The 22,023-nt window shown below is 62.1% G+C and carries 20 protein-coding genes; 15 read left to right on the forward strand and 5 right to left on the reverse strand.

What is annotated here, in order from left to right:
* The first annotated feature begins 85 nt into the window (after window positions 1-85).
* From CAER_RS0123235 to phoB, 7 genes are all read left to right on the forward strand, one after another.
* Window positions 86-1,126 (forward strand): sensor histidine kinase, encoded by a 1,041-nt coding sequence (locus CAER_RS0123235; protein ID WP_027237615.1) that lies wholly within the window; start codon window positions 86-88, stop codon window positions 1,124-1,126.
* A 206-nt stretch (window positions 1,127-1,332) separates the two neighbouring features.
* Window positions 1,333-2,373 carry a substrate-binding domain-containing protein gene (locus tag CAER_RS0123240; RefSeq protein WP_027237616.1) on the forward strand — a complete coding sequence of 347 codons (1,041 nt, stop codon included), beginning with the start codon at window positions 1,333-1,335 and terminating at the stop codon, window positions 2,371-2,373.
* A gap of 109 nt (window positions 2,374-2,482) precedes the next feature.
* Window positions 2,483-3,955 carry a phosphate ABC transporter permease subunit PstC gene (pstC, locus tag CAER_RS0123245; RefSeq protein ID WP_027237617.1) on the forward strand — a complete coding sequence of 491 codons (1,473 nt, stop codon included), beginning with the start codon at window positions 2,483-2,485 and terminating at the stop codon, window positions 3,953-3,955.
* A complete protein-coding gene (pstA, locus tag CAER_RS0123250) occupies window positions 3,955-5,313 on the forward strand; it encodes a phosphate ABC transporter permease PstA (RefSeq protein WP_027237618.1) in 1,359 nt (452 codons plus the stop codon). Before pstC ends, pstA begins: the two co-directional genes overlap by 1 nt.
* Before the next feature lie 14 nt (window positions 5,314-5,327).
* Window positions 5,328-6,125 (forward strand): phosphate ABC transporter ATP-binding protein PstB, encoded by a 798-nt coding sequence (pstB, locus tag CAER_RS0123255; RefSeq protein ID WP_027237619.1) that lies wholly within the window; start codon window positions 5,328-5,330, stop codon window positions 6,123-6,125.
* 17 nt (window positions 6,126-6,142) lie between these two features.
* Window positions 6,143-6,853: a phosphate signaling complex protein PhoU gene (phoU, locus tag CAER_RS0123260; protein ID WP_027237620.1), complete on the forward strand. Its 711-nt coding sequence runs from the start codon at window positions 6,143-6,145 to the stop codon at window positions 6,851-6,853.
* Between the two features lie 3 nt (window positions 6,854-6,856).
* On the forward strand, window positions 6,857-7,546 hold the full coding sequence (gene phoB / locus CAER_RS0123265; protein ID WP_027237621.1) for a phosphate regulon transcriptional regulator PhoB: 690 nt from the start codon (window positions 6,857-6,859) through the stop codon (window positions 7,544-7,546).
* 73 nt (window positions 7,547-7,619) lie between these two features.
* Here the strand turns inward: phoB and CAER_RS0123270 are convergent, their stop codons facing one another.
* Window positions 7,620-8,531 carry a LysR substrate-binding domain-containing protein gene (locus tag CAER_RS0123270; protein ID WP_027237622.1) on the reverse strand — a complete coding sequence of 304 codons (912 nt, stop codon included), beginning with the start codon at window positions 8,529-8,531 and terminating at the stop codon, window positions 7,620-7,622.
* Between the two features lie 99 nt (window positions 8,532-8,630).
* Here CAER_RS0123270 and CAER_RS0123275 point away from each other — a divergent pair, with 99 nt between their 5' ends.
* Window positions 8,631-9,851 (forward strand): acyl-CoA dehydrogenase, encoded by a 1,221-nt coding sequence (locus tag CAER_RS0123275; RefSeq protein WP_027237623.1) that lies wholly within the window; start codon window positions 8,631-8,633, stop codon window positions 9,849-9,851.
* Between the two features lie 667 nt (window positions 9,852-10,518).
* Here the strand turns inward: CAER_RS0123275 and CAER_RS0123280 are convergent.
* Window positions 10,519-12,066, reverse strand: a complete 1,548-nt coding sequence (locus CAER_RS0123280; RefSeq protein ID WP_027237624.1) for a trimethylamine methyltransferase family protein — start codon at window positions 12,064-12,066, stop codon at window positions 10,519-10,521.
* Window positions 12,067-12,511: 445 nt separating this feature from the next.
* Here CAER_RS0123280 and CAER_RS0123285 point away from each other — a divergent pair, with 445 nt between their 5' ends.
* The 5 genes from CAER_RS0123285 (at window position 12,512) to CAER_RS0123305 (ending at window position 18,164) form a co-directional block, all read left to right on the forward strand.
* Window positions 12,512-13,021 carry a hypothetical protein gene (locus tag CAER_RS0123285; protein ID WP_245597399.1) on the forward strand — a complete coding sequence of 170 codons (510 nt, stop codon included), beginning with the start codon at window positions 12,512-12,514 and terminating at the stop codon, window positions 13,019-13,021.
* Window positions 13,022-13,280: 259 nt separating this feature from the next.
* Window positions 13,281-13,862, forward strand: a complete 582-nt coding sequence (locus CAER_RS0123290; RefSeq protein WP_027237626.1) for an outer membrane protein — start codon at window positions 13,281-13,283, stop codon at window positions 13,860-13,862.
* A gap of 301 nt (window positions 13,863-14,163) precedes the next feature.
* Window positions 14,164-15,717: a cysteine--tRNA ligase gene (gene cysS / locus CAER_RS28400; protein WP_036797553.1), complete on the forward strand. Its 1,554-nt coding sequence runs from the start codon at window positions 14,164-14,166 to the stop codon at window positions 15,715-15,717.
* A 46-nt stretch (window positions 15,718-15,763) separates the two neighbouring features.
* Complete coding sequence (gene cimA / locus CAER_RS0123300; RefSeq protein WP_027237627.1) at window positions 15,764-17,398, forward strand: citramalate synthase; 1,635 nt, start codon at window positions 15,764-15,766, stop codon at window positions 17,396-17,398.
* Window positions 17,388-18,164, forward strand: coding sequence for a squalene/phytoene synthase family protein (locus CAER_RS0123305; RefSeq protein ID WP_027237628.1), 777 nt, complete (start codon window positions 17,388-17,390; stop codon window positions 18,162-18,164). Before cimA ends, CAER_RS0123305 begins: the two co-directional genes overlap by 11 nt.
* A gap of 61 nt (window positions 18,165-18,225) precedes the next feature.
* Here CAER_RS0123305 and CAER_RS0123310 read toward each other — a convergent pair whose 3' ends face one another.
* Complete coding sequence (locus CAER_RS0123310; protein ID WP_027237629.1) at window positions 18,226-19,443, reverse strand: MFS transporter; 1,218 nt, start codon at window positions 19,441-19,443, stop codon at window positions 18,226-18,228.
* 95 nt (window positions 19,444-19,538) lie between these two features.
* Here CAER_RS0123310 and CAER_RS0123315 point away from each other — a divergent pair, with 95 nt between their 5' ends.
* A complete protein-coding gene (locus tag CAER_RS0123315; protein WP_245597400.1) occupies window positions 19,539-20,198 on the forward strand; it encodes a DNA-3-methyladenine glycosylase family protein in 660 nt (219 codons plus the stop codon).
* Complete coding sequence (locus CAER_RS0123320; RefSeq protein WP_027237631.1) at window positions 20,195-20,860, forward strand: alpha/beta hydrolase; 666 nt, start codon at window positions 20,195-20,197, stop codon at window positions 20,858-20,860. The genes CAER_RS0123315 and CAER_RS0123320 overlap by 4 nt, the downstream gene beginning before the upstream one ends.
* Window positions 20,861-20,897: 37 nt before the next feature.
* On the opposite strand, the gene CAER_RS0123325 is transcribed toward CAER_RS0123320, so the two are convergent.
* Both CAER_RS0123325 and CAER_RS0123330 read right to left on the reverse strand, forming a co-directional pair.
* Window positions 20,898-21,320, reverse strand: coding sequence for a VOC family protein (locus CAER_RS0123325; protein ID WP_027237632.1), 423 nt, complete (start codon window positions 21,318-21,320; stop codon window positions 20,898-20,900).
* Window positions 21,321-21,332: 12 nt separating this feature from the next.
* Window positions 21,333-21,986 carry a pseudouridine synthase gene (locus CAER_RS0123330; RefSeq protein ID WP_027237633.1) on the reverse strand — a complete coding sequence of 218 codons (654 nt, stop codon included), beginning with the start codon at window positions 21,984-21,986 and terminating at the stop codon, window positions 21,333-21,335.
* Window positions 21,987-22,023 lie beyond the last annotated feature (37 nt).

The following is a 22,023-nucleotide window of genomic DNA, read 5'->3' on the forward strand; positions in this document are numbered from 1 at the left end:
GATTTTGCGCTGCCTGAACGGCTGCTGCCACACGCCGTTTACATTGCAGCGCTAGGCAGTCCGGACTCTCATAAACGGGGATCTGATGACGACGGAGCTAATCGACGGATTTCTGGCGGCCATTCCGCTGCCCGCGGTGATGGTGGACCAGACAGAGCGCTTCATTGCGGTGAATGACGACGCCGCGACGCTGCTGGGGCAGGGGGTAAAGGGGCGCCATTTCGCCACCATCCTGCGCCAGCCCAGCGTCGCCGCCGCCATCGAAGGGTGCCTGCGCGACCGCAATCCGCGTGTCGCCAAACATCTTGCCAATGACGGCGCCCAGGACACCACATTCGCCGTCACCCTGCGCTATGTGCCCGGCATTGGTGCGGTCGGCGGCGGCGCGGTGCTGGCCTGTTTCGACGACGTCACCGAGCGCGAGCAGGCGGGTCAGATGCGCCGCGATTTTGTCGCCAATGTCAGCCACGAGCTGCGCACGCCGCTGACCGCGCTGATCGGCTTCATCGAAACCCTGCGCGGCCCGGCCCGGGAGGACGCGCAGGCCCGCGACCGTTTCCTGACCATCATGGAGGGCGAGGCCAGCCGGATGAACCGCCTGGTGGGCGACCTCCTGTCCCTGAACCGGGTCGAAAGCGAAGAGCGGGTGCGGCCCAAGCAGACGGTCGATCTGACCGGCCATCTGGCTTCGACTCTCAAGACGCTTCAGCCGGTGGCCGAGGCCCGCGGCGTGGCGATGAAACTGGAGGCGCCGGAAGAGGCCGTTTCGGTCACCGGGGATCCCGACCAGCTGCAGCAGGTCTTTACCAATCTGGTTGAAAACGCAGTGAAATACGGCGGCGACGAAGTCCGGGTGGTGCTGAGTCGCTCCGAACGCGACCCGGCGGTGCGTGCCGCCGCCGCCCGCGTTCAGGTGATCGACAACGGGCCGGGAATCGACCCTGTCCACCTGCCGCGCCTGACCGAACGGTTTTACCGCGCCGACAGCCACCGCTCTCGCGAAATGGGCGGCACCGGGCTGGGCCTGGCGATTGTAAAACACATCGTCAACCGCCACCGCGGCCGCTTGCGCGTCGAAAGTGAATTGGGGCAAGGGTCTGTTTTCAAGGTGGTTCTTCCGGAATAACTCCCGCCGCACATCCTGAACGTAAACAACCGCCGCCGGACATTTCCGGCGGCGGCTTGCTGATTCATGACGCATTTTTTGCCGCCCGGACCGGGTTTGTCATGAACCTGTTACACTGGTGTCACAAAAGCCTCATCAGCGGCCTCTAGGTGATGCGCCAAGATCACCGCGGGGTGATCGAACATTGAAAACTCATGGAGACAAAAATGTCCTTTGTGAAACTGACCGCGTCCGCCCTGGCAATTTCCGCCGTTTCTGCCACCGCAGCAGCCGCGCGCGACCAGGTGCAGGTTGCCGGTTCGTCGACCGTTCTGCCCTATGCCTCTATTGTGGCTGAGGCCTTTGGCGAGAACTTCGACTTCCCGACCCCGGTTGTGGAATCCGGCGGCTCCTCCGCGGGCCTCAAGCGGTTCTGCGAGGGTGTGGGCGAAAACACCATCGACGTCGCCAACGCCTCGCGCAAGATCAAGGACAAGGAAATCGCCGCCTGTGCCGAAAACGGCGTGACCGACATCATTGAGGTCCGCATCGGCTATGACGGCATCGTGTTTGCCTCTGACATCAACGCCAACGCGTTTGAATTCACCCCGTCCGACTGGTTCCTGGCGCTGTCCGACAAGATCCTGGTTGACGGTGAGCTGGCAGGCAACCCGAACACCACCTGGGCCGACGTGAACCCGGACTTCCCGGCCGTCGACATCCAGGCCTTCGTTCCGGGCACCAAGCACGGCACGCGCGAAGTTTTCGAAGACAAGGTTATCCTGGCAGGCTGTGAGGAAACCGGCGCCTTTGAAGCCTTCAAGGAGGCCAACGGCGGCGACAAGAAAGCAGCCGAGAAAGCCTGTATCGCCCTGCGCACCGACGGCAAGTCGGTCGACATCGACGGCGACTACACCGAGACCCTGGCCCGGATTGAGTCCAACAAGGACGGCATCGGCGTTTTTGGCCTGGCGTTCTATGAGAACAACACCGACAAGCTGCAGGTTGCCACCATGTCCGGCGTTGTGCCCTCGACCGAGAGCATCGCAACCGGCGAGTACCCGGTCTCCCGCCCGCTGTTCTTCTACGTGAAGAAAGCCCACATCGGCGTGATCCCGGGCCTGAAGGAATATGCTGAATTCTTCGTGGCTGACGAAGTTGCCGGCGAAGACGGCCCGCTGGCCGAATACGGCCTGGTTGCTGATCCGGAACTGGCCGAGACCCAGGAAACCGTTGCAAACGAAGCCGTCATGGGCGGCAACTCCTAAGACGTTGCCCTGATACAAGATTTGCCGGGGCGGATCCTTCTGCCCCGGCGCTGTTTGTCCCGGTCCCCGACGCTGTTTCCCTTTCCGTCACCGCCAAACGGAGCCCTCTATGCCCACTTTCTGGCTCGTTGTTCTCCTGCTTGCTTTGTCCGCAGCGGGTTTCTACCTGGGGCGCAGCCGCGCGCTCAGAACCGCCGGGGGCGATGCAAAAGACCTGCATTCGCTGCCGTCTTATTATGGCTATCACGTTGCGCTGGCCGCATTTGTGCCCGCCATCGCGGTGCTGGCCGTCTGGCTGCTGGCCCAGCCGATGATCATCGAAAACCGCGTCTCAGACATGATCCCGGCCGAGGCTGTGCCGGAAAACACCACCATCGGCCTGGTGATGAGCGACGTGCGCCGGGTTGCCGAGGGGCTGGATCTGGCGGTGGAGCAGGGGCTGCTGACCGCCCGCGACGCCCGCAATGCCGTGGCGGGCGAGCAGGACCTGCGCGGGCTGCTGGGTGAGGTGGGCGTGGCCCTTGGATCTAACGTGCGCCCTGAGGTGCTGGAGGCTGCGCAGGCCTACCGCAATCTGTCCCACACCGGCCGGACCGCCATGACCGCGGTTGTCGCGCTGCTGGCGCTTGGGGGCTTTGGCTGGGCGTACAGCCGCACTCATAAGGACTTCCGCGCCCGCAACGTTGTGGAGCGCGGCGTGCTGGCGCTTCTGATCCTGGCCGCTTCGCTTGCGATCCTGACAACGGTCGGCATTGTCCTGTCGATGCTGTTTGAGACCAAGAACTTCTTCGGCCTGCATAGCTGGACCGATTTCTTCTTCGGCAGCACCTGGGCGCCCAACTTCCGCGGCGACAGCGATCTGTCGATCCTGCCGCTGTTGTGGGGCACGCTGTATATCTCCTTCATCGCGCTGCTGGTGGCGGTGCCGGTTGGCCTGTTTGCCGCCATCTACCTTTCCGAATACGCCAGCAACACGGTGCGCTCTTTCGCCAAGCCGCTGCTGGAGATCCTGGCGGGTATCCCGACCATCGTCTACGGCCTGTTTGCGCTGCTGACGGTCGGTCCTGCACTGGCAGACCTGTTTGCCAAAGGCGGGCTGCTGGGGGTCGAATGGATGTCCGGTGCCACCTCTGTGCTGACCGCCGGGCTGGTGATGGGTATCATGCTGATCCCCTTTGTTTCCTCGCTGTCCGATGACATCATCAACGCTGTGCCGCAGGCCATGCGCGACGGCTCGCTGGGCCTGGGCGCCACCAAATCCGAAACCGTGCGCCAGGTGGTGATGCCAGCCGCGCTGCCGGGAATCGTCGGCGCGGTGCTGCTGGCCGCGTCGCGCGCCATTGGCGAGACCATGATCGTGGTGATGGGGGCAGGTGCGATTGCCAAGTTCTCCGCCAACCCGCTGGAGTCGATGACCACCATCACCACCCGCATCGTCAGCCAGCTGACCGGCGACACCGACTTTGCCAGCCCCGAAACCCTTGTTGCCTTTGCCCTGGGCCTGACCCTGTTTGTCCTAACCCTCGGCCTGAACGTCCTGGCGCTCTTCATCGTGCGCAAATACCGGGAGCAGTACGAATAATGACTGACCTCAGCCAATCCCCCGCAGGCGCTGCGCCCCGCAAACACGGCGGTTCGCTGCTGGAACAGACCCCGCGCACCAAAAAGCGCAACGCCGCCGAAGCGCGCTTTCGCGCCTATGGCATTGCGGCCATCACCGCGGGCCTGATCATGCTGGTGATCCTGGTGACCACCATCGTCGGCAAGGGCACCGGCGCGTTCCAGCAAACCTTTGTCACACTCAATGTGGAACTGCTGGAAAGCAAGCTCGACAAAAAGGGCAACCGCAATATCGAGGACATCAAGAAGGTCACCACCTTCGGCTATGCACCGATCATCAAGGGCGCGATGACCGCCGCGGTTGAGGAGCTGGGAATCGAAACCGGCCTCAAACCCAAAGAACTGGCTGGCATTTTGTCCAAGGATGTGGCCGCCCAGCTGCGCGATTATGTGATCGCCAACCCGGGCCAGATCGGCCAGACGGTGGAGTTCCGCTTCCTCGCCTCCAGCCGCGTGGACGGCTACCTGAAGGGCCGCGTCACCCGCGACAGCATCGTCAATGACAAGAATATATCCGCCGAACAGCTTGATCTTGTTGACGCTTTGGCTGCTGCCGGGGTGCTGGAGAAGACCTTTAACCTCGACTTCATCACCGGCGCCGACGCCTCTGACGCCCGCCCCGAGGCGGCTGGCATTGGCGTGTCGATGCTGGGTTCGCTGTTCATGATGCTGGTGGTGCTGGCTCTGGCGCTGCCGATCGGCGTCGCCGCCTCCATCTATCTGGAGGAGTTTGCGCCGCAGAACTGGCTCACCGACATGATCGAGGTGAACATCTCCAACCTCGCCGCGGTGCCCTCGATTGTATTCGGCATCCTGGGCCTCGCGGTCTTCATCAACTACATGCACATGCCGACCTCGGCGCCGCTGGTGGGCGGCCTGGTGCTGACGCTGATGACCCTGCCGACCATCATTATCTCCACGCGCGCCTCGCTGAAATCGGTGCCGCCGTCGATCCGCGACGCCGCATTGGGCGTCGGTGCGTCGAAAATGCAGGCGGTATTCCACCACGTGCTGCCGCTGGCCGCGCCCGGCATCCTGACCGGCACCATCATCGGGCTGGCGCAGGCGCTGGGGGAAACCGCGCCGCTGCTGCTCATCGGCATGGTCGGCTTTATCGCCTCCAACGCGCCGGAGACGCTGGCCGACGGCCTGCTGGCACCGAACTCCGCCATGCCCGCCCAGATTTACGAATGGGCCAAACGCGCCGATCCGGCCTTCTATGAACGCGCCTGGGGCGGCATCATCATCCTTTTGATCTTCCTGGTGACCATGAACACGCTTGCCGTGATCCTGCGCCGCCGCTTTGAACGCCGCTGGTAAGGGGGCATAGTGCAATGAACGACATGACCTTGATGGATAACACCGTGGACACTCAGAACATCAAAATCGCCGCAAAGGACGTGAACGTCTATTACGGCGACACCCACGCAATCAAAGACGTGAACGTCGAGATCGAGGACAACACTGTCACCGCCTTCATCGGTCCCTCCGGCTGCGGCAAGTCCACCTTCCTGCGCTGCCTGAACCGGATGAACGACACCATCGGCACCTGCAGGGTGACGGGCGATATCCTGCTGGATGGCGAGGACATTTACGACAAGCGCGTCGATCCGGTGCAGCTGCGTGCCAAGGTCGGCATGGTGTTCCAGAAGCCGAACCCGTTCCCCAAGTCGATTTATGACAACGTGGCCTACGGTCCCCGCATTCACGGCCTTGCCAGGAACAAGGCGGAACTGGATGAAATCGTTGAAAAATCCCTGCGCCGAGGCGCGATTTGGGACGAGGTGAAGGACCGTCTGGACGCGCCCGGCACCGGACTTTCGGGCGGCCAGCAGCAGCGCCTGTGCATCGCCCGCGCCGTCGCGACAGAGCCCGAAGTGCTGCTGATGGACGAACCCTGCTCGGCGCTTGACCCGATTGCCACCGCGCAAGTGGAGGAGCTGATTGACGAACTGCGCAGCCGCTACTCGGTGGTGATCGTCACCCACTCGATGCAGCAGGCTGCGCGCGTCAGCCAGAAAACCGCCTTTTTCCACCTCGGCAACCTTGTGGAGTTCGGCCCCACCGGTCAGATCTTCACCAACCCCGAAGATCCGCGCACCGAAAGCTACATCACCGGCCGGATCGGCTGATCTATAGGAATATCAACATGGTAGAACAGCATATTGCATCGGCATTCGACCGCGACCTGGAGGCAATTCAGGCCCGGATCATGAAAATGGGCGGCTTGGTCGAGGACGCCATCCGTGAGGCGGCCCGCGCGCTGGAGACCCGCGACGAAGAACTGGCGCTGACAGTGCGCCACGGCGACAAGGCCATCGACGGGCTGGAAGAGCTGATCAACGAGGAAACCGCCCGCCTGATTGCGCTGCGCGCGCCCGCAGCCTCTGACCTGCGGCTGGTGCTGTCGGTGATGAAGATTGCCGGCAACCTGGAACGCATTGGCGACTATGCCAAAAACATGGCCAAGCGCACCGCCGTGCTGGCCCAGGGTCCTAGCATTAGTGAAGGCACCGCCGCCCTGCGCCGGATGGCGCGCGAGGTGGAGCGGATGCTCAAGGACGCACTTGATTCCTATATCCAGCGCGACGTGGAGCTGGCCCGCGATGTGATTGAACGCGACCGGGACGTGGACCAGATGTACAACGCCTTGTTCCGTGAATTCCTGACCCACATGATGGAAGACCCGCGCAACATTTCGGCCTGTATGCACTTGCATTTCATCGCAAAAAACACCGAACGCATGGGCGACCACGTGACCGCGATTGCAGAGCAGGTGATCTATCTGGTGACCGGCGAAAAGCCGGAGGAAGACCGCAAGAAAGCCGACACAACCTCGACAACACCGCAGGAGATCTGACCGATGGCTGCCGATCAGCCCACCGTTCTTGTTGTTGAAGACGAAATGGCCCAGCGGGAAGTGCTGGCCTACAACCTCGAGGCCGACGGCTTCCGCGTGCTGCGCGCCGAACATGGCGAAGAAGCGTTGCTGGTGGTCGAGGAGGACATGCCCGACATCATCATCCTGGATTGGATGATGCCCAACCTCAGCGGCATCGAAGTGTGCCGCCGGCTGAAAACCCGCTCTGAAACCCGCAACATTCCGGTGATCATGCTGTCGGCCCGCTCGGAAGAGGTCGACAAGGTCCGCGGCCTGGAAACCGGCGCCGATGATTACGTGGTCAAACCCTATTCGGTGATTGAGCTGATGGCCCGCGTGCGCGCCCAGCTGCGCCGGGTGCGGCCCTCCACCGTGGGGGTCCGGCTGGAGTACGACGACATCGTGCTGGACGCGGAGACCCACAAGGTCAGCCGCGCCGACAATCCGCTGAAGCTGGGGCCGACGGAATTCCGTCTGCTCTCCACCTTCATGGAGAAGCCGGGCCGGGTCTGGAGCCGGGAGCAGCTTTTGGACCGGGTCTGGGGCCGCGACATCTATGTCGACACCCGCACCGTCGATGTTCATATCGGCCGGCTGCGCAAGGCGCTGACCCAGCATGGCGGCAGCGACCCGGTGCGCACTGTGCGCGGCGCGGGCTACGCGCTCGGCTGAGGCGGCATCAGGGGGTGTACAGGCGGTGCACAGGGGGTGCACGCATGTCACCCCCTTGTTTTCCGGCCGCCGGTCAGCGCGGCAGCGGATCTTCCGGCTGCGCCTGGCCCGCCAGCCACTCCCGGAACTTCACCAGCGCGGGCGCGCCCGATTTCCGCTCCGGCCACACCAGGTAATAGGCGCCGGAAGTCTCAGCAGCCTCCGGGTGCAGGGCCACCAGACGGCCCGTCGCCAGGTCCTGCTCCACCAAGTAATCCGGCATCAGCGCCACCCCCAGGCCATGCAGCGCGGCCTGAGTGATGGTTGCGAATTGATCATAGATCGTGCCGCTCAGCCCGTCCTCGGCGGCAATTCCAAGCCGGCCGAACCAGTCGCGCCAAGCGGTCGTCCGGGTTTGAATGTGCAGAAGCGGCAACTTGAGAATGTCTTTAGGTTCGGTAACACTTCTGCCGTCCAAAAGCTGCGGCGCGCACACCGGCAACAATTGTTCGTGCTTCAGCAGCAGGGATTGCGTGCCGGGCCACTCTGCATTTCCATAATGAATAGCCGCGTCAAAGGGTTCTGAGGAAAAGTTGAAAGGTTCCAGCCGGGTCGACATATTGATTGTCACATCTGGATGCAGCCGGGCAAAGTCCGGCAGCCGCGGCATCAGCCAGCGCATTCCGAAGGCCGGCAGAATGGCCAGATTCAGCGTTCCCGCCAACGGCGCGGCTTGCAAACGCAGGGTGGACTGCACGATCTGTTTCAAGGCCTGCCGGATCTCCGCCGCGTAATCCTGCGCCTCTGTGGTCAGCATCAAGCGCTTCTGGTCCCGTTGCACCAGCTCCATCCCCAGTTGCCGTTCCAGCGTTTGCAGCTGCCGGCTAACAGCGCCTTGTGTCAGCGCCAGTTCCTCGGCCGCGGCGGAGGCGCTGCCTAAGCGGTCAAGCGCTTCCAGCGCGCGCAGGGAGGGGATAGACGGCAGGAATTTGCGAGGTACAGACATGTATGAGTTTTTGTCATGCTTCTGTGCAAAAGTCTCGCTGTTTTTTCCGTTCACCTGCCGTTAGGGTTTGGCCAAATCGCGAACCATTGAGGTAACAAGATGACCGACAAACCCGCGCTGCGCGCCAAGGATGCCCCGGATCTGGGCCGTTTCAACTGGGAAGACCCGCTGCGGCTGGAGGATCAGCTGACCGAGGATGAACGGATGATCTCCGCCTCCGCCCGCGCCTATGCCCAGGAAAAACTTCAGCCGCGCGTTCTAAGTGCATATGAGAACGAGGAAACCGATCCGGAGATCTTCCGCGAGATGGGCGAGATGGGCCTGCTCGGCACCACGATCCCAGAGGAATACGGCGGGCTTGACGGCGGCTATGTGTCTTATGGCCTGGTTGCCCGCGAGGTGGAGCGTGTGGACAGCGGTTACCGCTCGATGATGTCGGTGCAAAGCTCGCTGGTGATGTATCCCATCTATGCATACGGCAGCGAGGAGCAGCGCCAGAAGTATTTGCCGAAACTTGCCTCCGGCGAGTGGATCGGCTGCTTCGGCCTGACCGAACCGGATGCCGGGTCCGACCCTGCCAGCATGAAGACCCGGGCCGAAAAAACCGAAGGCGGTTATAGGCTTACCGGCTCCAAGATGTGGATTTCCAACGCACCGATTGCCGATGTTTTTGTGGTCTGGGCTAAGTCCGAGGCGCATGGCGGCAAAATCCGCGGCTTTGTGCTGGACAAGGGCCTGAAGGGCCTGAGCGCGCCGAAGATCCAGAGCAAGGCCTCCTTGCGTGCGTCGATCACCGGTGAAATCGTGATGGACGGCGTTGAGGTAGGCGAAGAGGCGCTTCTGCCGCATGTTCAAGGGCTTAAAGGGCCTTTCGGGTGTCTGAACCGCGCCCGTTACGGGATCAGCTGGGGTGCTATGGGCGCAGCAGAGGCGTGCTGGCACGCGGCGCGCCAGTATGGGTTGGACCGCAGCCAGTTCGGCCGGCCGCTCGCCAACACCCAGCTGTTCCAGCTGAAGCTTGCCAACATGCAGACAGAGATCACCCTTGGCCTGCAGGCCTCTTTGCGGGTCGGGCGTCTGATGGACGAGGCGAACGCGGCCCCTGAAATGATCTCGATAATCAAGCGCAACAACTGCGGCAAGGCGCTGGAGATTGCCCGGATGGCCCGCGACATGCATGGCGGCAACGGCATCAGCCTGGAGTTCAACGTGATCCGCCACATGGTGAACCTGGAAACGGTGAACACCTATGAAGGTACCCATGATGTGCACGCTCTGATCCTGGGCCGGGCACAAACTGGCTTGCAGGCTTTCTTCTGAGGACTGCGTGCAGCGCGGGGTAAGGCCTCGCGCTGCACTTTTGCATTTTGATCTTGCGGATTTGCTGGCGGTGACCATCCTGCGGATTTCGCAAAGGATCCCGGCGCGGCGCGTTTGCGAATAACCGCACAATCGGATCCCAAAAACTTACCGCCAATTGCAAAGCAGGCCGGGGTTTTAAGGTTTTTCTGCTGTCTGGCAGTTTAACCGGTTAACGTCGCGCACCTTGCTTGCGCAGAACAGCAACCCTTCGAGGTCATTCCGAAGCTCCGACTTGCGTTTTTTCAGGCGATGACATCAGGCCTCTTTGATGCAAGTGTTTTGCATCCTTCAAGGGGTGCTGCTCTGCCGAGGACGCCGGGCGCATTGTCATTTGCATTTTTGCAGGATGATATTGCGCAATTGCCCTGGCAAAATTACATGTCCTCCACTACCCGTGCTAAGAGTGGTTTGCAAGAAATCACGCCTTAACAAAAGGTTATCATTAATAATTCGGCTGCAAAAGCCAATTATTAGACTTCTAGAAGTTTCAGCCGCTGCGGCGCAGAAGCGGTAGGGCCAAGTAAGCGGGTTAGCGGATTGGCAGCGTTCCTGCCGTTGAAATGGCTGGCAGAGCGGCACAAAAACGGGCCGGAGTGACCGGCCCGTCTGCAAGCGATTCGGGCGCTTATGCTGGCAGATGGATGTTGAATTTCTTCCGGATGGCCATGTCGGTGGCAGCGTCAAACCGGGCGGCGGAGCGCTGCGACAGGATCTTTTCCTTTTTCGCAATCGCTTTCTCGATCAGGTCCGGCTTGTCGCGTTCCGCCCACTCCTTGGGCGAGGTCCGGTCCCCCAGGTCGGGATAGACATAGTCCATCTGCATCCGGCTGAGGGTCTGGTCGGTGCCGAGATAGTGGCCGGGCCCGCCGAGACAGGTGGCACGCATCTGGTCCAGGGCCAGAGTGTCTTCGTTCACTTCGATGCCGCGCACGCAGCGCTGCGCCTGGCCCAGCAGATCGTTGTCGAGGATCAGCGACTCATGGCAGAAGCCCAGCAGCGAGGCGTGCATGCCCGCGGCCTCGTAAGCCATATTCAGACCTGAGAGACCCGCCATGACGGCAGAACACATCTGCTCCCAGCCGGCCTGCATATCGGGCATTTTCGAATCCGAGGCACCCGCAGCGGCACCGCCGGGCAAGTCATAGAATTTGTGCATCTGGGCGCAGCCAGCGGTCAGCAAGGCCTGTTCGCCGGAGCCCACGGACATCGCGCCGGTCCGCAGGTCCAAGCCAAAGGGCCAAGTCCCGAAAATCGCGGGTGCACCGGGCTTTACGGCGTTTACGTAAACCAGTCCGGCCAGGCATTCCGCAACTGCCTGGGCAATTGCGCCGGCAATGGTGGAAGGGGCGGTCGCGCCTGCCATGCCCGCCGACAGCAGCAGCACTGGCATACCGCCCTTGATGCATTCCTCCATCACCTCGCAGGATTCCGTGGCAAATTTCAACGGCGGAACCACAAAGCAGTTGGAGTTCGAGACGAAGGGGCGCTCGCGCCATTTGTCCTCGCCGCCAGCAATCATGTGCAGCAGCTCCAGCCCGGGTTTCACGAAGCCCGGCTCAGTGAAGGAGACGCCCACATGTTTGGTGGTCCCGGCGGTGGTGGCGTAGATCGAGTTCAGATCCATCTCGCAGTTATCGGCGATGTCGCGGCACACCATCGGGCGCTGGACAAAGTGGATATTGTCAAGCTGGTCACAGATGCGCGCGGCGTCGTGCAGGTCCTGCACGGTGGAGTCGCGGTAGGTCTTGCCATGCACGTCCACCATGCTGACCGCGGCGCCGGCGGTGCCGTAATGGACCCGGCCGCCAGAGAGCTGCAGGTCGGTCTTGCCGTCCCGGCTGTAAAGGGTGACGGAGCGGTTTGCCTTGGCAATGGTGTCTTCGACCAGGGCGCGGGGGAAGCGGATCCGGCCATCGTCGCCCAGAGTGCAGCCTGCCGCGGTGAGGTAGCCGATGCCGCTTTGAGGCGCATCGGCGAGGCCGATTTCTTCCAGTGCGGTCAGTGCGGTCTGATGGATCTTCTCCATGTCCTGCGGGCTGAGAACTTGGAGGGCTTTGGATTCCATTCCCGGACGTACGGGACGCAGATGATCGGGCAGTGCTGCAGCGCGGGCTGCACGGCGCGCGTTGCGTCCGCCGCTGCGGCCAGCGCGGGAGGAGGCTTGGTCGTTCATTACATTTAGCCTTTCAGTTGGATGAGCATAAAATTCTGGAATTTCAGCTCAGAACGGCCGTCCTCTGGCCGCACGCCCGCGTGCCGCACCGATGGTGCGGAAGATCAGGCTGACAAGGCAGCGTTCACCCTGCATGCGGACTCCCTCTGGTTTGCTGAAGAGTGCCAGCCCTGGAAGGGGTTTCTAGCACAATTGCGACCAGTGTGAAAAAAACGACAAGAATTTCACCCGGGTTCAGAGGCGGCTTTGGACAGTCTTGAAGCAGTGGCTTTAAGTAAATGTTTTGACTTTTAATGGTGGGACTTCGATTTTTGACGCTATGCGGGGCGGGTGGATATTGGCAGGATGACCCTGGGAACCGAATATTAATCATTAACGGTGATACTGGGGCCCTGGGGATGGCGCGCTGACACGGCGCATTTCAAAGAGGCAGAGAGACATGCCGATGGTCAGGAAAACCGCACTTATCCATGCCTTTGCCGCGGGTGTCACGGTGGCGCTTACTTTTGGCCAGTCAAGTTCGGCAGAAGGGTGGGCGCGGCCGCTGTTCAACACCTCCGCTCGCGCCCCTTCCGGCGGCGGCAGCGCGGAGCCGCAGGCGTTCCAGCTGGCCTTTATCCGGGAGTTCGGCAGCATTATCTTCGGCGGCACTGTTGCGTCCAACCGGTCCGGCCTGCTGACGCGGGCAGTGCAAGCGGACGAAACCCACCAGCTGCGCCTGCATGCCGGCTACGACTTTGGGCCGGCAACGGGTGTTGTCACGCTCGGCGGGCTGCAGGCCGAAACTTCAGGCGGCAAGCGTCAGGGGACGCTGTTCGGGTTGGGGATGCGCGTGTCCCTCAACCGGGCGCTGCAGCTGAGGGGTGAAGTGCTGCATCACGAAGCTGGGCCCAGGGACGGCAGCGGCCGCCCGCGCGGCGAGACTCTTTCTATCAGCGCGGCCTTCCGGTTCTGACAGGCGTTGCCGCGTGGGCAGGCGTGAAGCAGCCGGGTAGACAGGCCTCCCGCTAGGTGCCCGCAATCATATTTCAATGGCTTATCCGAATTCCGTCAGCCGCGGCCGGCGGAAAAGCGCACGCAGCAGGGGAATTTCGGCCAGTCATTGCCAGCTCAAGGGAACGTGAGCCGGAAAGACTGGAAGTTCGGGCACGGAGCCCTTTTGTAAGCTCCAACGGCGCACAACCTGCGCCGGGACTGCAAAAGGAGAAGTCTAAATGACTCGTTTCGTAGCTATGACAGCCATCGCAGCCGTAATGGGCAGTGCAGCATTTGCCGGCAACATCAGTGAGCCGGTGGTCGAACCCGCGCCGGCACCGGCACCCGTGCCGGTGGCCAATGATGGCGGCGACTGGACCGGTTTCTACCTGGGTGGCCAGATCGGCCAGCTGGACGTGGACGCAACCAACGGAGCCTCGGGTGACGATGCCGCTTACGGTATCCACGCCGGTTACAACTATGATTTCGGCCGTTTCGTCCTGGGTGGCGAACTGGACTATGACACCACCGACGTGGACCTGGGCGGCGGCGCAACCGTGGATTCCGTCGCACGCGCCAAGGTGAAAGCCGGTTACGACTTCGGCAACGTTCTGGCCTATGTGACCGGCGGTGTGGCTGAGGCCGACAGCTCGCTGGGCAGCGAAACCGGTGAGTTCTACGGCGTCGGCCTGGCCTATCAGGTCACCGACCAGTGGCAGATCGGCGGCGAAGTGCTGGAGCATGAGTTCGACGATTTCGGCAACTCCGGTGTGGGCGCAGATGCCACCTCGGTTTCGCTGCGCGCGTCGTTCAAGTTCTAATCTGACGCACACGCTGGCGCGGCGGCGCTTTTCCGCCGCGCCGCTGGCCGCCCGGTCTGTACCCAAGGCAGACGGGGCGGCCTTTTTGCTATTTGGGGCAAAAGGCTTGGCGGGGCTGGCGGCCCATGCTAAGCAGCCCTTATGAACCAGAAATGCACCGCCATCATTTGCTGCATTACCTGCTGACATATCAGCGGGCTGGTTTCTGTCGTTTTCATTTCCCTGACAACTTGCTAAGCCCGCGCTGCGCGCAATGGGTTATGCCGGCCATCTGAGAGCTGGGCATGGGAAAGGAACGGGCATGGGAACCAAGGACATAGTGATCAAGCTGCACAACACAAAGACCCGCAAGAAAGAGGTCTTTGAGCCGATCGACGCCAGTAACGTGCGGATGTATGTCTGCGGGCCTACCGTCTATGACCGGGCGCATCTTGGCAATGCCCGGCCGGTGGTGGTGTTCGATGTGCTGTACCGGCTGCTGCGAGAAGTTTATGGCGCAGATCAAGTAACTTACGCCCGGAACTTCACCGACGTTGACGACAAGATCAACGCCCGCGCCGCCGAAAGCGGACGCCCGATCGGCGACATCACCGCGGAGACCACACAGTGGTTTCTGGATGATATGGGCGAGCTTGGCGCGCTGCAGCCCAACCACATGCCGCGGGCAACGGAGTACATCCCGCAGATGGTGGCGATGATTGAGGACCTGATCGCCAAGGGCCACGCCTATGCCGCAGAGGGACATGTGCTGTTTGCTGTCGACAGCTGGAAGGACCGTTACGGCAATCTGTCAGGCCGGTCTGTTGATGACATGATCGCCGGCGCCCGGGTTGAGGTAGCGCCCTATAAAAAGAACCCGATGGATTTTGTGCTGTGGAAGCCCTCCACCGAGGATCTGCCGGGCTGGGACAGCCCCTGGGGCCGGGGGCGGCCGGGCTGGCATATCGAGTGCTCGGCAATGTCTTATGAGTTGCTTGGGGAGAACTTTGACATTCACGGCGGCGGCAACGACCTGATGTTCCCGCACCATGAGAATGAAATTGCGCAAAGCTGCTGCGCCCATCCGGAGGGTGAGTTTGCACGTTTCTGGCTGCACAACGAGATGCTGCAGGTCGAAGGCAAGAAGATGTCCAAATCGCTGGGCAACTTTTTCACCGTGCGCGATCTTCTGGATCAGGGTTACCCCGGCGAGGTGATCCGGCTGGTGTTTCTGCAAACCCACTACCGCAAGCCGATGGACTGGACCGATAAGAAGGCCAAGGAGGCAGAGGCAACGCTGCGCAAGTGGCGGGCGCTGACCGCGGGCATCGAACCCGCGTCCAGCGCTGCTGCCGCGGTCCTGGAGGCGCTGGCGGATGACCTCAATTCCGCGGGCGCCATTGCCGAGCTGCACAAGCTGGCAGCGGCGGGCGATGCCGCGGGGCTGCTGGCCTCAGCCCGGATGCTGGGACTTCTGACGGACGAGATGGGGGCCTGGTACTTAGAAGGTGAACAATTGGACAAATCGTTCTTTAAGTCTGAAGTCGAAGCACTAATGGCAGTGCGGGACTTGCTCAAAGTAAAAGGTAAGGCAAGCTTTAAGGCTGGCGACCGCGAAACAGGAAGTCAGTTCTTTAGTGACGCTGACGGAGCCCGAGATGCGCTCAATGACTTAGGATTTGAAGTAAAGGATCTTGCAGAAGGTTACGAGTGGGAACTTGGACCACGTCTACGTCATAAAGGAGCCGTTTCAACTAGTGTGGAAGGCGTCTCGGCATCTGAAATAACACGTCAAGATCGTTGGAGAAAAACTCTCAAAAAATTGAAGTCCTTTCGTCTTGGCCTCGAAAAAAGCATGAAGGAACGTGGGTTGTGAGGATCGTGAGAACTTTTCAGAACCTCCTGTCGATGGAGGCGCTTTGATGGCCAAGGAACGCCTCTATCTTTACGACACCACGTTGCGCGACGGGCAGCAGACCCAAGGCGTTCAATTCTCCACCGCGGAAAAGAAGCAGATCGCGCGGGCGCTGGACGATCTTGGTATCGACTATATCGAGGGCGGCTGGCCCGGGGCGAATCCGACAGACAGCGCGTTTTTCAGCGAAGCGCCGGACACCCGTGCCACCATGACCGCCTTTGGCATGACCAAGCGGGCCGGGCGGTCGGCGGACAACGATGATGTGCTGGCGGCAGTGATGAATGCGGGCACCCAAGCGGTGTGTCTGGTCGGCAAAAGCCACGACTATCACGTGACCCACGCGCTGGGGATCACGCTGGAGGAGAACCTCGACAACATCCGCGCCTCGGTCGCCCATATCGTGGCGCAGGGGCGCGAGGCGCTGTTTGACGCCGAGCATTTTTTTGACGGCTACAAGGACAATCCGGACTATGCACTGGCGGCTTGCCGGGCCGCGCTGGAGGCCGGAGCGCGCTGGGTGGTGCTGTGCGACACCAATGGCGGCGCGCTGCCGGCCGAGGTGAGCCGCATCGTCACAGAGGTTGTTGGCGCCGGAATTCCGGGTGAGAAACTGGGTATACACACCCATAACGACACGGAAAATGCCGTGGCGTGCTCATTGGCTGCGGTAGACGCAGGGGCGCGGCAGATCCAAGGAACGCTGAATGGTTTGGGCGAACGCTGCGGGAATGCCAACCTGACCGCGCTGATCCCGACACTGCTGCTGAAGGAGCCCTATGCCAGCCAGTTCGAGACCGGTGTGAGCCTGCAGGCGCTTGCCGGGCTGACCCGCATCAGCCGGATGCTGGATGATATCCTGAACCGGGTTCCGGTGCGGCAGGCAGCCTATGTGGGGGCGTCAGCCTTTGCCCATAAGGCGGGGCTGCATGCCAGCGCGATCCTCAAGGATCCGTCGACCTATGAGCATATCGAGCCGGATAAGGTCGGCAATGCGCGCGTCATCCCGATGTCGAACCAGGCCGGGCAGTCGAACCTGCGCAAGCGTTTGACCGATGCGGGGCTGTCTGTTGATAAGGGCAACCCAGCGCTGGCGCGGATTCTGGAGCGGATCAAGGAGCGCGAGGCGGAAGGCTATTCCTACGATACAGCGCAGGCTTCGTTCGAACTGCTGGCGCGCGATGAGCTGGACCAGCTGCCGGAGTTCTTTGAGGTCAAGCGCTACAAGGTCACCGTCGAGCGCCGCAAGAACAAGTACAACCGCATGGTGAGCCTGTCGGAGGCGGTTGTGGTGGTGAAGGTCGATGGCGAAAAACGGTTGTCTGTCAGTGAATCGCTGGATGAAACCGGCAGCGACCGCGGCCCGGTGAACGCGCTGGCCCGGGCGCTGATCAAGGATCTTGGGCGCTACTCGTCACAGCTGGAGGACATGCGGCTGGTCGACTTTAAAGTGCGGATCACCCAGGGCGGAACCGAAGCTGTTACCCGCGTCATCATCGACAGTGAGGACAGCCAGGGCCGCCGCTGGTCCACTGTTGGTGTCAGCCCGAACATCATAGACGCATCGTTTGAGGCGCTGCTGGATGCAATCCGCTGGAAGCTGGTGCATGACTGCGGAACCGGGCGGACGGATGCAGTTTGACGCGGACCTGACGGCCTGCGCCGACCTGGTGCAAAAGAGCGACCCGGACCGGTTTCTGGCCACGATGGCCGCGCCGGTTCAGGCGCGGCCGCTGCTGTTTGCGCTGTACGCCTTCAATATCGAGCTGGCGCGCGCACCCTGGGCCAGCCAGGAGAGCATGATTGCCGAAATGCGGGTGCAGTGGTGGCGCGACGTCGGGGCGGAGATCGCCGAAGGCAAGCCGGTCCGGCGCCACTATGTGGCGACACCCTTGGCGCAACTGCTCAAGCCGGAGCTTGCGGCCTGCATCGACGGCATGGCCGAGGCACGGCGCTGGGACATCTACAAAGACCCCTTTGAGGATGAGGCCGCTTTTGACAGCTATATCGACCGGACCAGCGGGTCGCTGATGTGGATGGCGGCCGCGTCCTTGGGTCGGGCGGATGAGGCTGCGGTGCGCGATTTTGCCTATGGCACTGGTGTCGCCAATTGGCTGCGCGCCATTCCGGAACTGGAGGCGCAAAAGCGGATACCTCTGTTGGACGGCACCCTGGAGGGTGTGCAAGCTTTGGCGCATAAGGGGTTGGAGAAAATACAAAACTCCCGCTCACGCGGCGGGAGGATTTCGAAGCAGTCGGGCGCTGCGCTGCTGGCGGGCTGGCAAGCGGAGGGCCTGCTGAAACAGGCCATCCGGCAGCCCGAACGGGTGGCGCAAGGCGCGCTTGGGCAGAGCGAGTTCCGGCGCAGGGCCGGTTTGATGTGGCGTACAGCCCTGGGGCGCTGGTAAACCCCTGCCAAAGAAAAAGGCGCCTCCCCGGGCGCCTTTCTTTTTGCCTGCCGCTAGGACATCAGGCCTCTTTAGGGCGCAACACCAGCCACATCAGCGCGCCGCCCGCCAGCACCAGGAAGGGGGCCATGGCCATGCTCACTGCGCTCCAGCCCTCCACCGGGTTGCCGCCCGAGCAGTTCATCAGCCCGCCAGATGCCAGCGAGGCCATGGTGACGCCGCCAAAGACCAGGAGGTCGTTCAGCCCCTGCATCCGGCCGCGCTCATAGCTTTCATGCGCGCCGGCCAGCATCGTGGTGGCGCCGATGAAACCAAAGTTCCAGCCGATGCCCAGCAGCACCAGCGCTATGAAGAAGTTCTCCAGATCAACGCCTTGCAGCGCGACGGCACCGGCACCTGCGAGGATCACCAAACCGGCGGCGACGATTTTTTCCACGCCGAAACGGGCAATCAGGTGGCCCGTAAAGAAAGAGGGCACATACATCGCCAGTACATGCCAGGTGACCACATCCGCGGCGTTGCCCTCGGTATAGCCGCAGCCGACAACGGCCAGCGGGGTCGAGGTCATCACCAGGTTCATCAGCGCATAGGAAACCATCGCGCAAATAACTGCCACCGCGATCACCGGAGTCTTCAGCAGTTCCATCCGGCTGCGGCCCTTTGGGCTGTCCTCAGTGGGGGCAGGCGGTTTAGGAATTTCGAGAAACAGGAACAGCGCAGCGCCCAGGACGTTGACCGCAATTACGGCCAGATAAGTGCCAAGGAATGGAATAACAAAAGCTTGGCTGGTGGCCTTCACAATCTGCGGCCCGATGATCGCCGCCGCCAGCCCGCCTGCCATAACGTAAGAGATCGCCTTGGGGCGGAAGGCTTCGGAGGCTGTATCGGCGGCGGCAAAGCGGTAAAACCCGTGCGCGCTCATGTAGACGCCGGTCAGCAGGCTGCCGAGCAGAAAGATGGGGAAGGAGCCCAGATACAGACCATAGGCGCCGACCAGCCCGCCAACAGCGCCAAAGGCGGCGCCGACAAAGAAACCCGCCCGGCGGCCCCAGCGCTGCATGATTGCCGAAATTGGCGTGGCGGCCAGCATCGACCCGCCGACGATCAGCGAGATCGGCAGCGTTGCAAAACAGGGGTTCGACGCCAGCGACTGCCCCGCAAGGCCGCCGATGGTAAAGATCATCGGCATCTGCGCGCCGAGGATCGCTTGGGCCAGCACCAGGATGGCGACGTTTTTCTTGGCGACGGCGTCGCTGGGGGTGGTCATGCTCATGGTCATATGGGATGCGTAACGGTGAATATGTTGAGGAGCAAGCCAGCGGCATTGGCTTGCCGATCACGCTTTCTTTCAACAGCTGCCAATCAGGGGGTGACGTGGCGTCAGAAGTGCAGACATTCCTGCCGGGTGTGGGCCGGATCATCCAGTGTGACGCCTGCGTGTCCGAAGGTGCCGCGTGGCTGGCGGCGCAGGACAGCCGGTTTGCCGGGGCGCTGGAACTGACCGGCGCGCTTCCGCTCAGGCGGAGGCCGGACGGGTTTGCGGAACTTCTGAGCGCGATTGTCAGCCAGCAGGTCAGCGTGGCTTCGGCCAACGCGATCTGGACGCGGATGAAAGAGACGGAACTCACCGGCCCACGCAAAATCCTTGCCGCTACGGATGACGATTTGCGCGCCGCTGGCCTAAGCCGTCAGAAAATCCGCTATGCCCGCGCCCTGGCAGATGCACGTATTGATTTCAAAGCCTTGCGCGATGCCCCTGACGCCGAGGTGATTGCAACGCTGGTTCAGGTTCCGGGTGTCGGCCTCTGGACGGCAGAGATATATGCGATGTTTTCGCTGGGCCGCGCGGATGTGTTTGCCCATGGTGATCTTGCCTTGCAGGAGGCGGCGCGGGTGCTGTTTGAGCTGCCCGCCCGGCCCAAGGAACGCGAAATGCGGCAAATGGCCGAAGCCTGGTCCCCCTGGCGGTCGGTTGCGGCGCGCATTCTCTGGGCCTATTACCGGGTGGCGAAGGACAGGGAAGGGATCCGATGACTCGTGTACTGAATGCCGGCCGCAAAGAGCCGGTTTCCGGCAGCACCCGCTCGATTGTGGTGTTCCTGCATGGCTATGGCGCCAATGGAGCTGATTTGCTGGGGCTGGCCGATCCGCTGGGGGAGCATCTGCCGGATACGCTGTTTGTCGCTCCGGATGCGCCGGAGGCCTGCGCCGGCGCGCCTTTTGGCTTCCAGTGGTTTCCGATCCCCTGGATTGACGGCTCATCTGAGGAAGAGAGCATGCGCGGCATGCTGTCGGCAATTGAGGATCTGAACGCCTTCCTGGATGCGCTGATGGTGGACGAGGACGTGCTGCCGGAACAGGTCGTGCTGTTCGGCTTCAGCCAGGGCACCATGATGAGCCTGCATGTGGCACCGCGCCGCGAGGACGCAGTGGCAGGGATCGTTGCCTTCTCCGGCCGGCTGCTGGAGCCCGAACTGCTGAAGGATGAAGCGGTCTCAAAGATGCCAGTGCTGCTGGTGCATGGCGACCAGGACGACGTGGTGCCGGTGCAGTCGCTGCCCGAGGCTGCCGAAGCGCTGCAGGAGGCGGGCTTCCAGGATGTTTTTGCCCATATCCAGAAGGGCACCGCGCATGGCATCGCGCCCGACGGGCTGAGCGTGGCCCTGGCGTTCATGCGCGACAAGCTTGGGCTGTAACCTGCTGAAAAACCTGGCCTTCCGTTTGCGCGGAAGGTCAGGGTGCCCACAGATGCGGTTCGGCGATTTCAACTGAATTTCCGGCCGGATCGCGAAAATAGACGGACCGGGCGCCACTCGGCCAATCAAACTCAGCCTCTATCGCAACACCGGCTTTTTTGAGCCTGGCGCGCATCAAGAGCAATTCTTCCCTGGTCTGTGCAAAGCACACGTGCCCGGGCCCGCGGGCGCCGTGCGGCGGCACCGGCAGCCGCGGGTTGCCCGGTGGTTTCACGGTTTCCTCAGCGTTGAACAGCAGCAGGACGGAGGGTCCGCAGCGGAAAAAAACATGCCGGTTTGCCACCCTCTGAATACGTTCCAGCCCTAAGATACGGCCATAAAAGTCTTCGGCTGCGTCCAAGTCGTCAACATAGAGCGACGCTTCGAGAATGGCGATCGGGGCAGGGGCGTGCGGCAGCATGGCTGCAGGCTATCAGCGGCGGCGGGGTCTGTCACCTTTTGCCGGGCGCGCCAAGGAAGCCTTGGGGCGGCGCGGCGGCTTTTGCGAAGGTTTCGGCGGTCCGAGAACCCGGGGCGGTTCCAGATCCTCCCATGTTCCTTGCGCGAGCCCGTCAAGCGTCCAGGCGCCGATGCTGTAGCGGATCAGGCGCAGCGTGGGATGCCCGACCGCCGCCGTCATCCGGCGCACCTGCCGGTTGCGGCCCTCGCGGATGGTAAGTTCGATCCAGCAATCGGGAACGGTCTTGCGCATCCGGACCGGCGGCGTGCGCACCCACAGGCCCGGCGGTTCGGGCATCAGCCGGGCCTTGGCGGGCCTGGTTTTTCCGTCCTTTAGTTCGACACCTTCCGACAATGCTCTGAGAGCGTCCTGATCCGGAATTCCTTCGACTTGAACCCAATAGGTTTTGTCCATCTTATGCTTGGGGTCGGTGATCCAGGCTTGCAGACGGCCGTTGTCGGTCAGCAGCATCAGCCCTTCGCTGTCCCGGTCCAGGCGGCCGGCCGCATAGACGCCCGGGCAGTCGATATAATTGCTCAGCGTGGGCCGCGGGCTGTCCTGGCTGCCGCGGTCGGTGAACTGGGGCAGAACGTCATAGGGCTTGTTGAAACGGATCAGGCGGGTCATGGCACGGCAATAGGGGTCCCGGCGCCGCAGGGCAAGA

The organism is Leisingera caerulea DSM 24564, assembly GCF_000473325.1.
Classification (GTDB): domain Bacteria; phylum Pseudomonadota; class Alphaproteobacteria; order Rhodobacterales; family Rhodobacteraceae; genus Leisingera; species Leisingera caerulea.

Bases quoted from the DNA above. Each gene is read 5' to 3' on its own strand.
- phoB (WP_027237621.1), top strand. From the start codon at position 6,857: ATGGCTGCCGATCAGCCCACCGTTCTTGTTGTTGAAGACGAAATGGCC.
- CAER_RS0123235 (WP_027237615.1), top strand. From the start codon at position 86: ATGACGACGGAGCTAATCGACGGATTTCTGGCGGCCATTCCGCTGCCC.
- CAER_RS0123270 (WP_027237622.1), bottom strand. From the start codon at position 8,531: ATGTCTGTACCTCGCAAATTCCTGCCGTCTATCCCCTCCCTGCGCGCG.
- CAER_RS0123305 (WP_027237628.1), top strand. From the start codon at position 17,388: ATGCAGTTTGACGCGGACCTGACGGCCTGCGCCGACCTGGTGCAAAAG.
- CAER_RS0123240 (WP_027237616.1), top strand. From the start codon at position 1,333: ATGTCCTTTGTGAAACTGACCGCGTCCGCCCTGGCAATTTCCGCCGTT.
- CAER_RS0123310 (WP_027237629.1), bottom strand. From the start codon at position 19,443: ATGACCATGAGCATGACCACCCCCAGCGACGCCGTCGCCAAGAAAAAC.
- CAER_RS0123290 (WP_027237626.1), top strand. From the start codon at position 13,281: ATGACTCGTTTCGTAGCTATGACAGCCATCGCAGCCGTAATGGGCAGT.
- CAER_RS0123285 (WP_245597399.1), top strand. From the start codon at position 12,512: ATGGTCAGGAAAACCGCACTTATCCATGCCTTTGCCGCGGGTGTCACG.
- cysS (WP_036797553.1), top strand. From the start codon at position 14,164: ATGGGAACCAAGGACATAGTGATCAAGCTGCACAACACAAAGACCCGC.
- pstB (WP_027237619.1), top strand. From the start codon at position 5,328: ATGAACGACATGACCTTGATGGATAACACCGTGGACACTCAGAACATC.
- phoU (WP_027237620.1), top strand. From the start codon at position 6,143: ATGGTAGAACAGCATATTGCATCGGCATTCGACCGCGACCTGGAGGCA.
- CAER_RS0123330 (WP_027237633.1), bottom strand. From the start codon at position 21,986: ATGACCCGCCTGATCCGTTTCAACAAGCCCTATGACGTTCTGCCCCAG.
- CAER_RS0123320 (WP_027237631.1), top strand. From the start codon at position 20,195: ATGACTCGTGTACTGAATGCCGGCCGCAAAGAGCCGGTTTCCGGCAGC.
- CAER_RS0123275 (WP_027237623.1), top strand. From the start codon at position 8,631: ATGACCGACAAACCCGCGCTGCGCGCCAAGGATGCCCCGGATCTGGGC.
- CAER_RS0123280 (WP_027237624.1), bottom strand. From the start codon at position 12,066: ATGAACGACCAAGCCTCCTCCCGCGCTGGCCGCAGCGGCGGACGCAAC.
- pstA (WP_027237618.1), top strand. From the start codon at position 3,955: ATGACTGACCTCAGCCAATCCCCCGCAGGCGCTGCGCCCCGCAAACAC.
- cimA (WP_027237627.1), top strand. From the start codon at position 15,764: ATGGCCAAGGAACGCCTCTATCTTTACGACACCACGTTGCGCGACGGG.
- CAER_RS0123325 (WP_027237632.1), bottom strand. From the start codon at position 21,320: ATGCTGCCGCACGCCCCTGCCCCGATCGCCATTCTCGAAGCGTCGCTC.
- pstC (WP_027237617.1), top strand. From the start codon at position 2,483: ATGCCCACTTTCTGGCTCGTTGTTCTCCTGCTTGCTTTGTCCGCAGCG.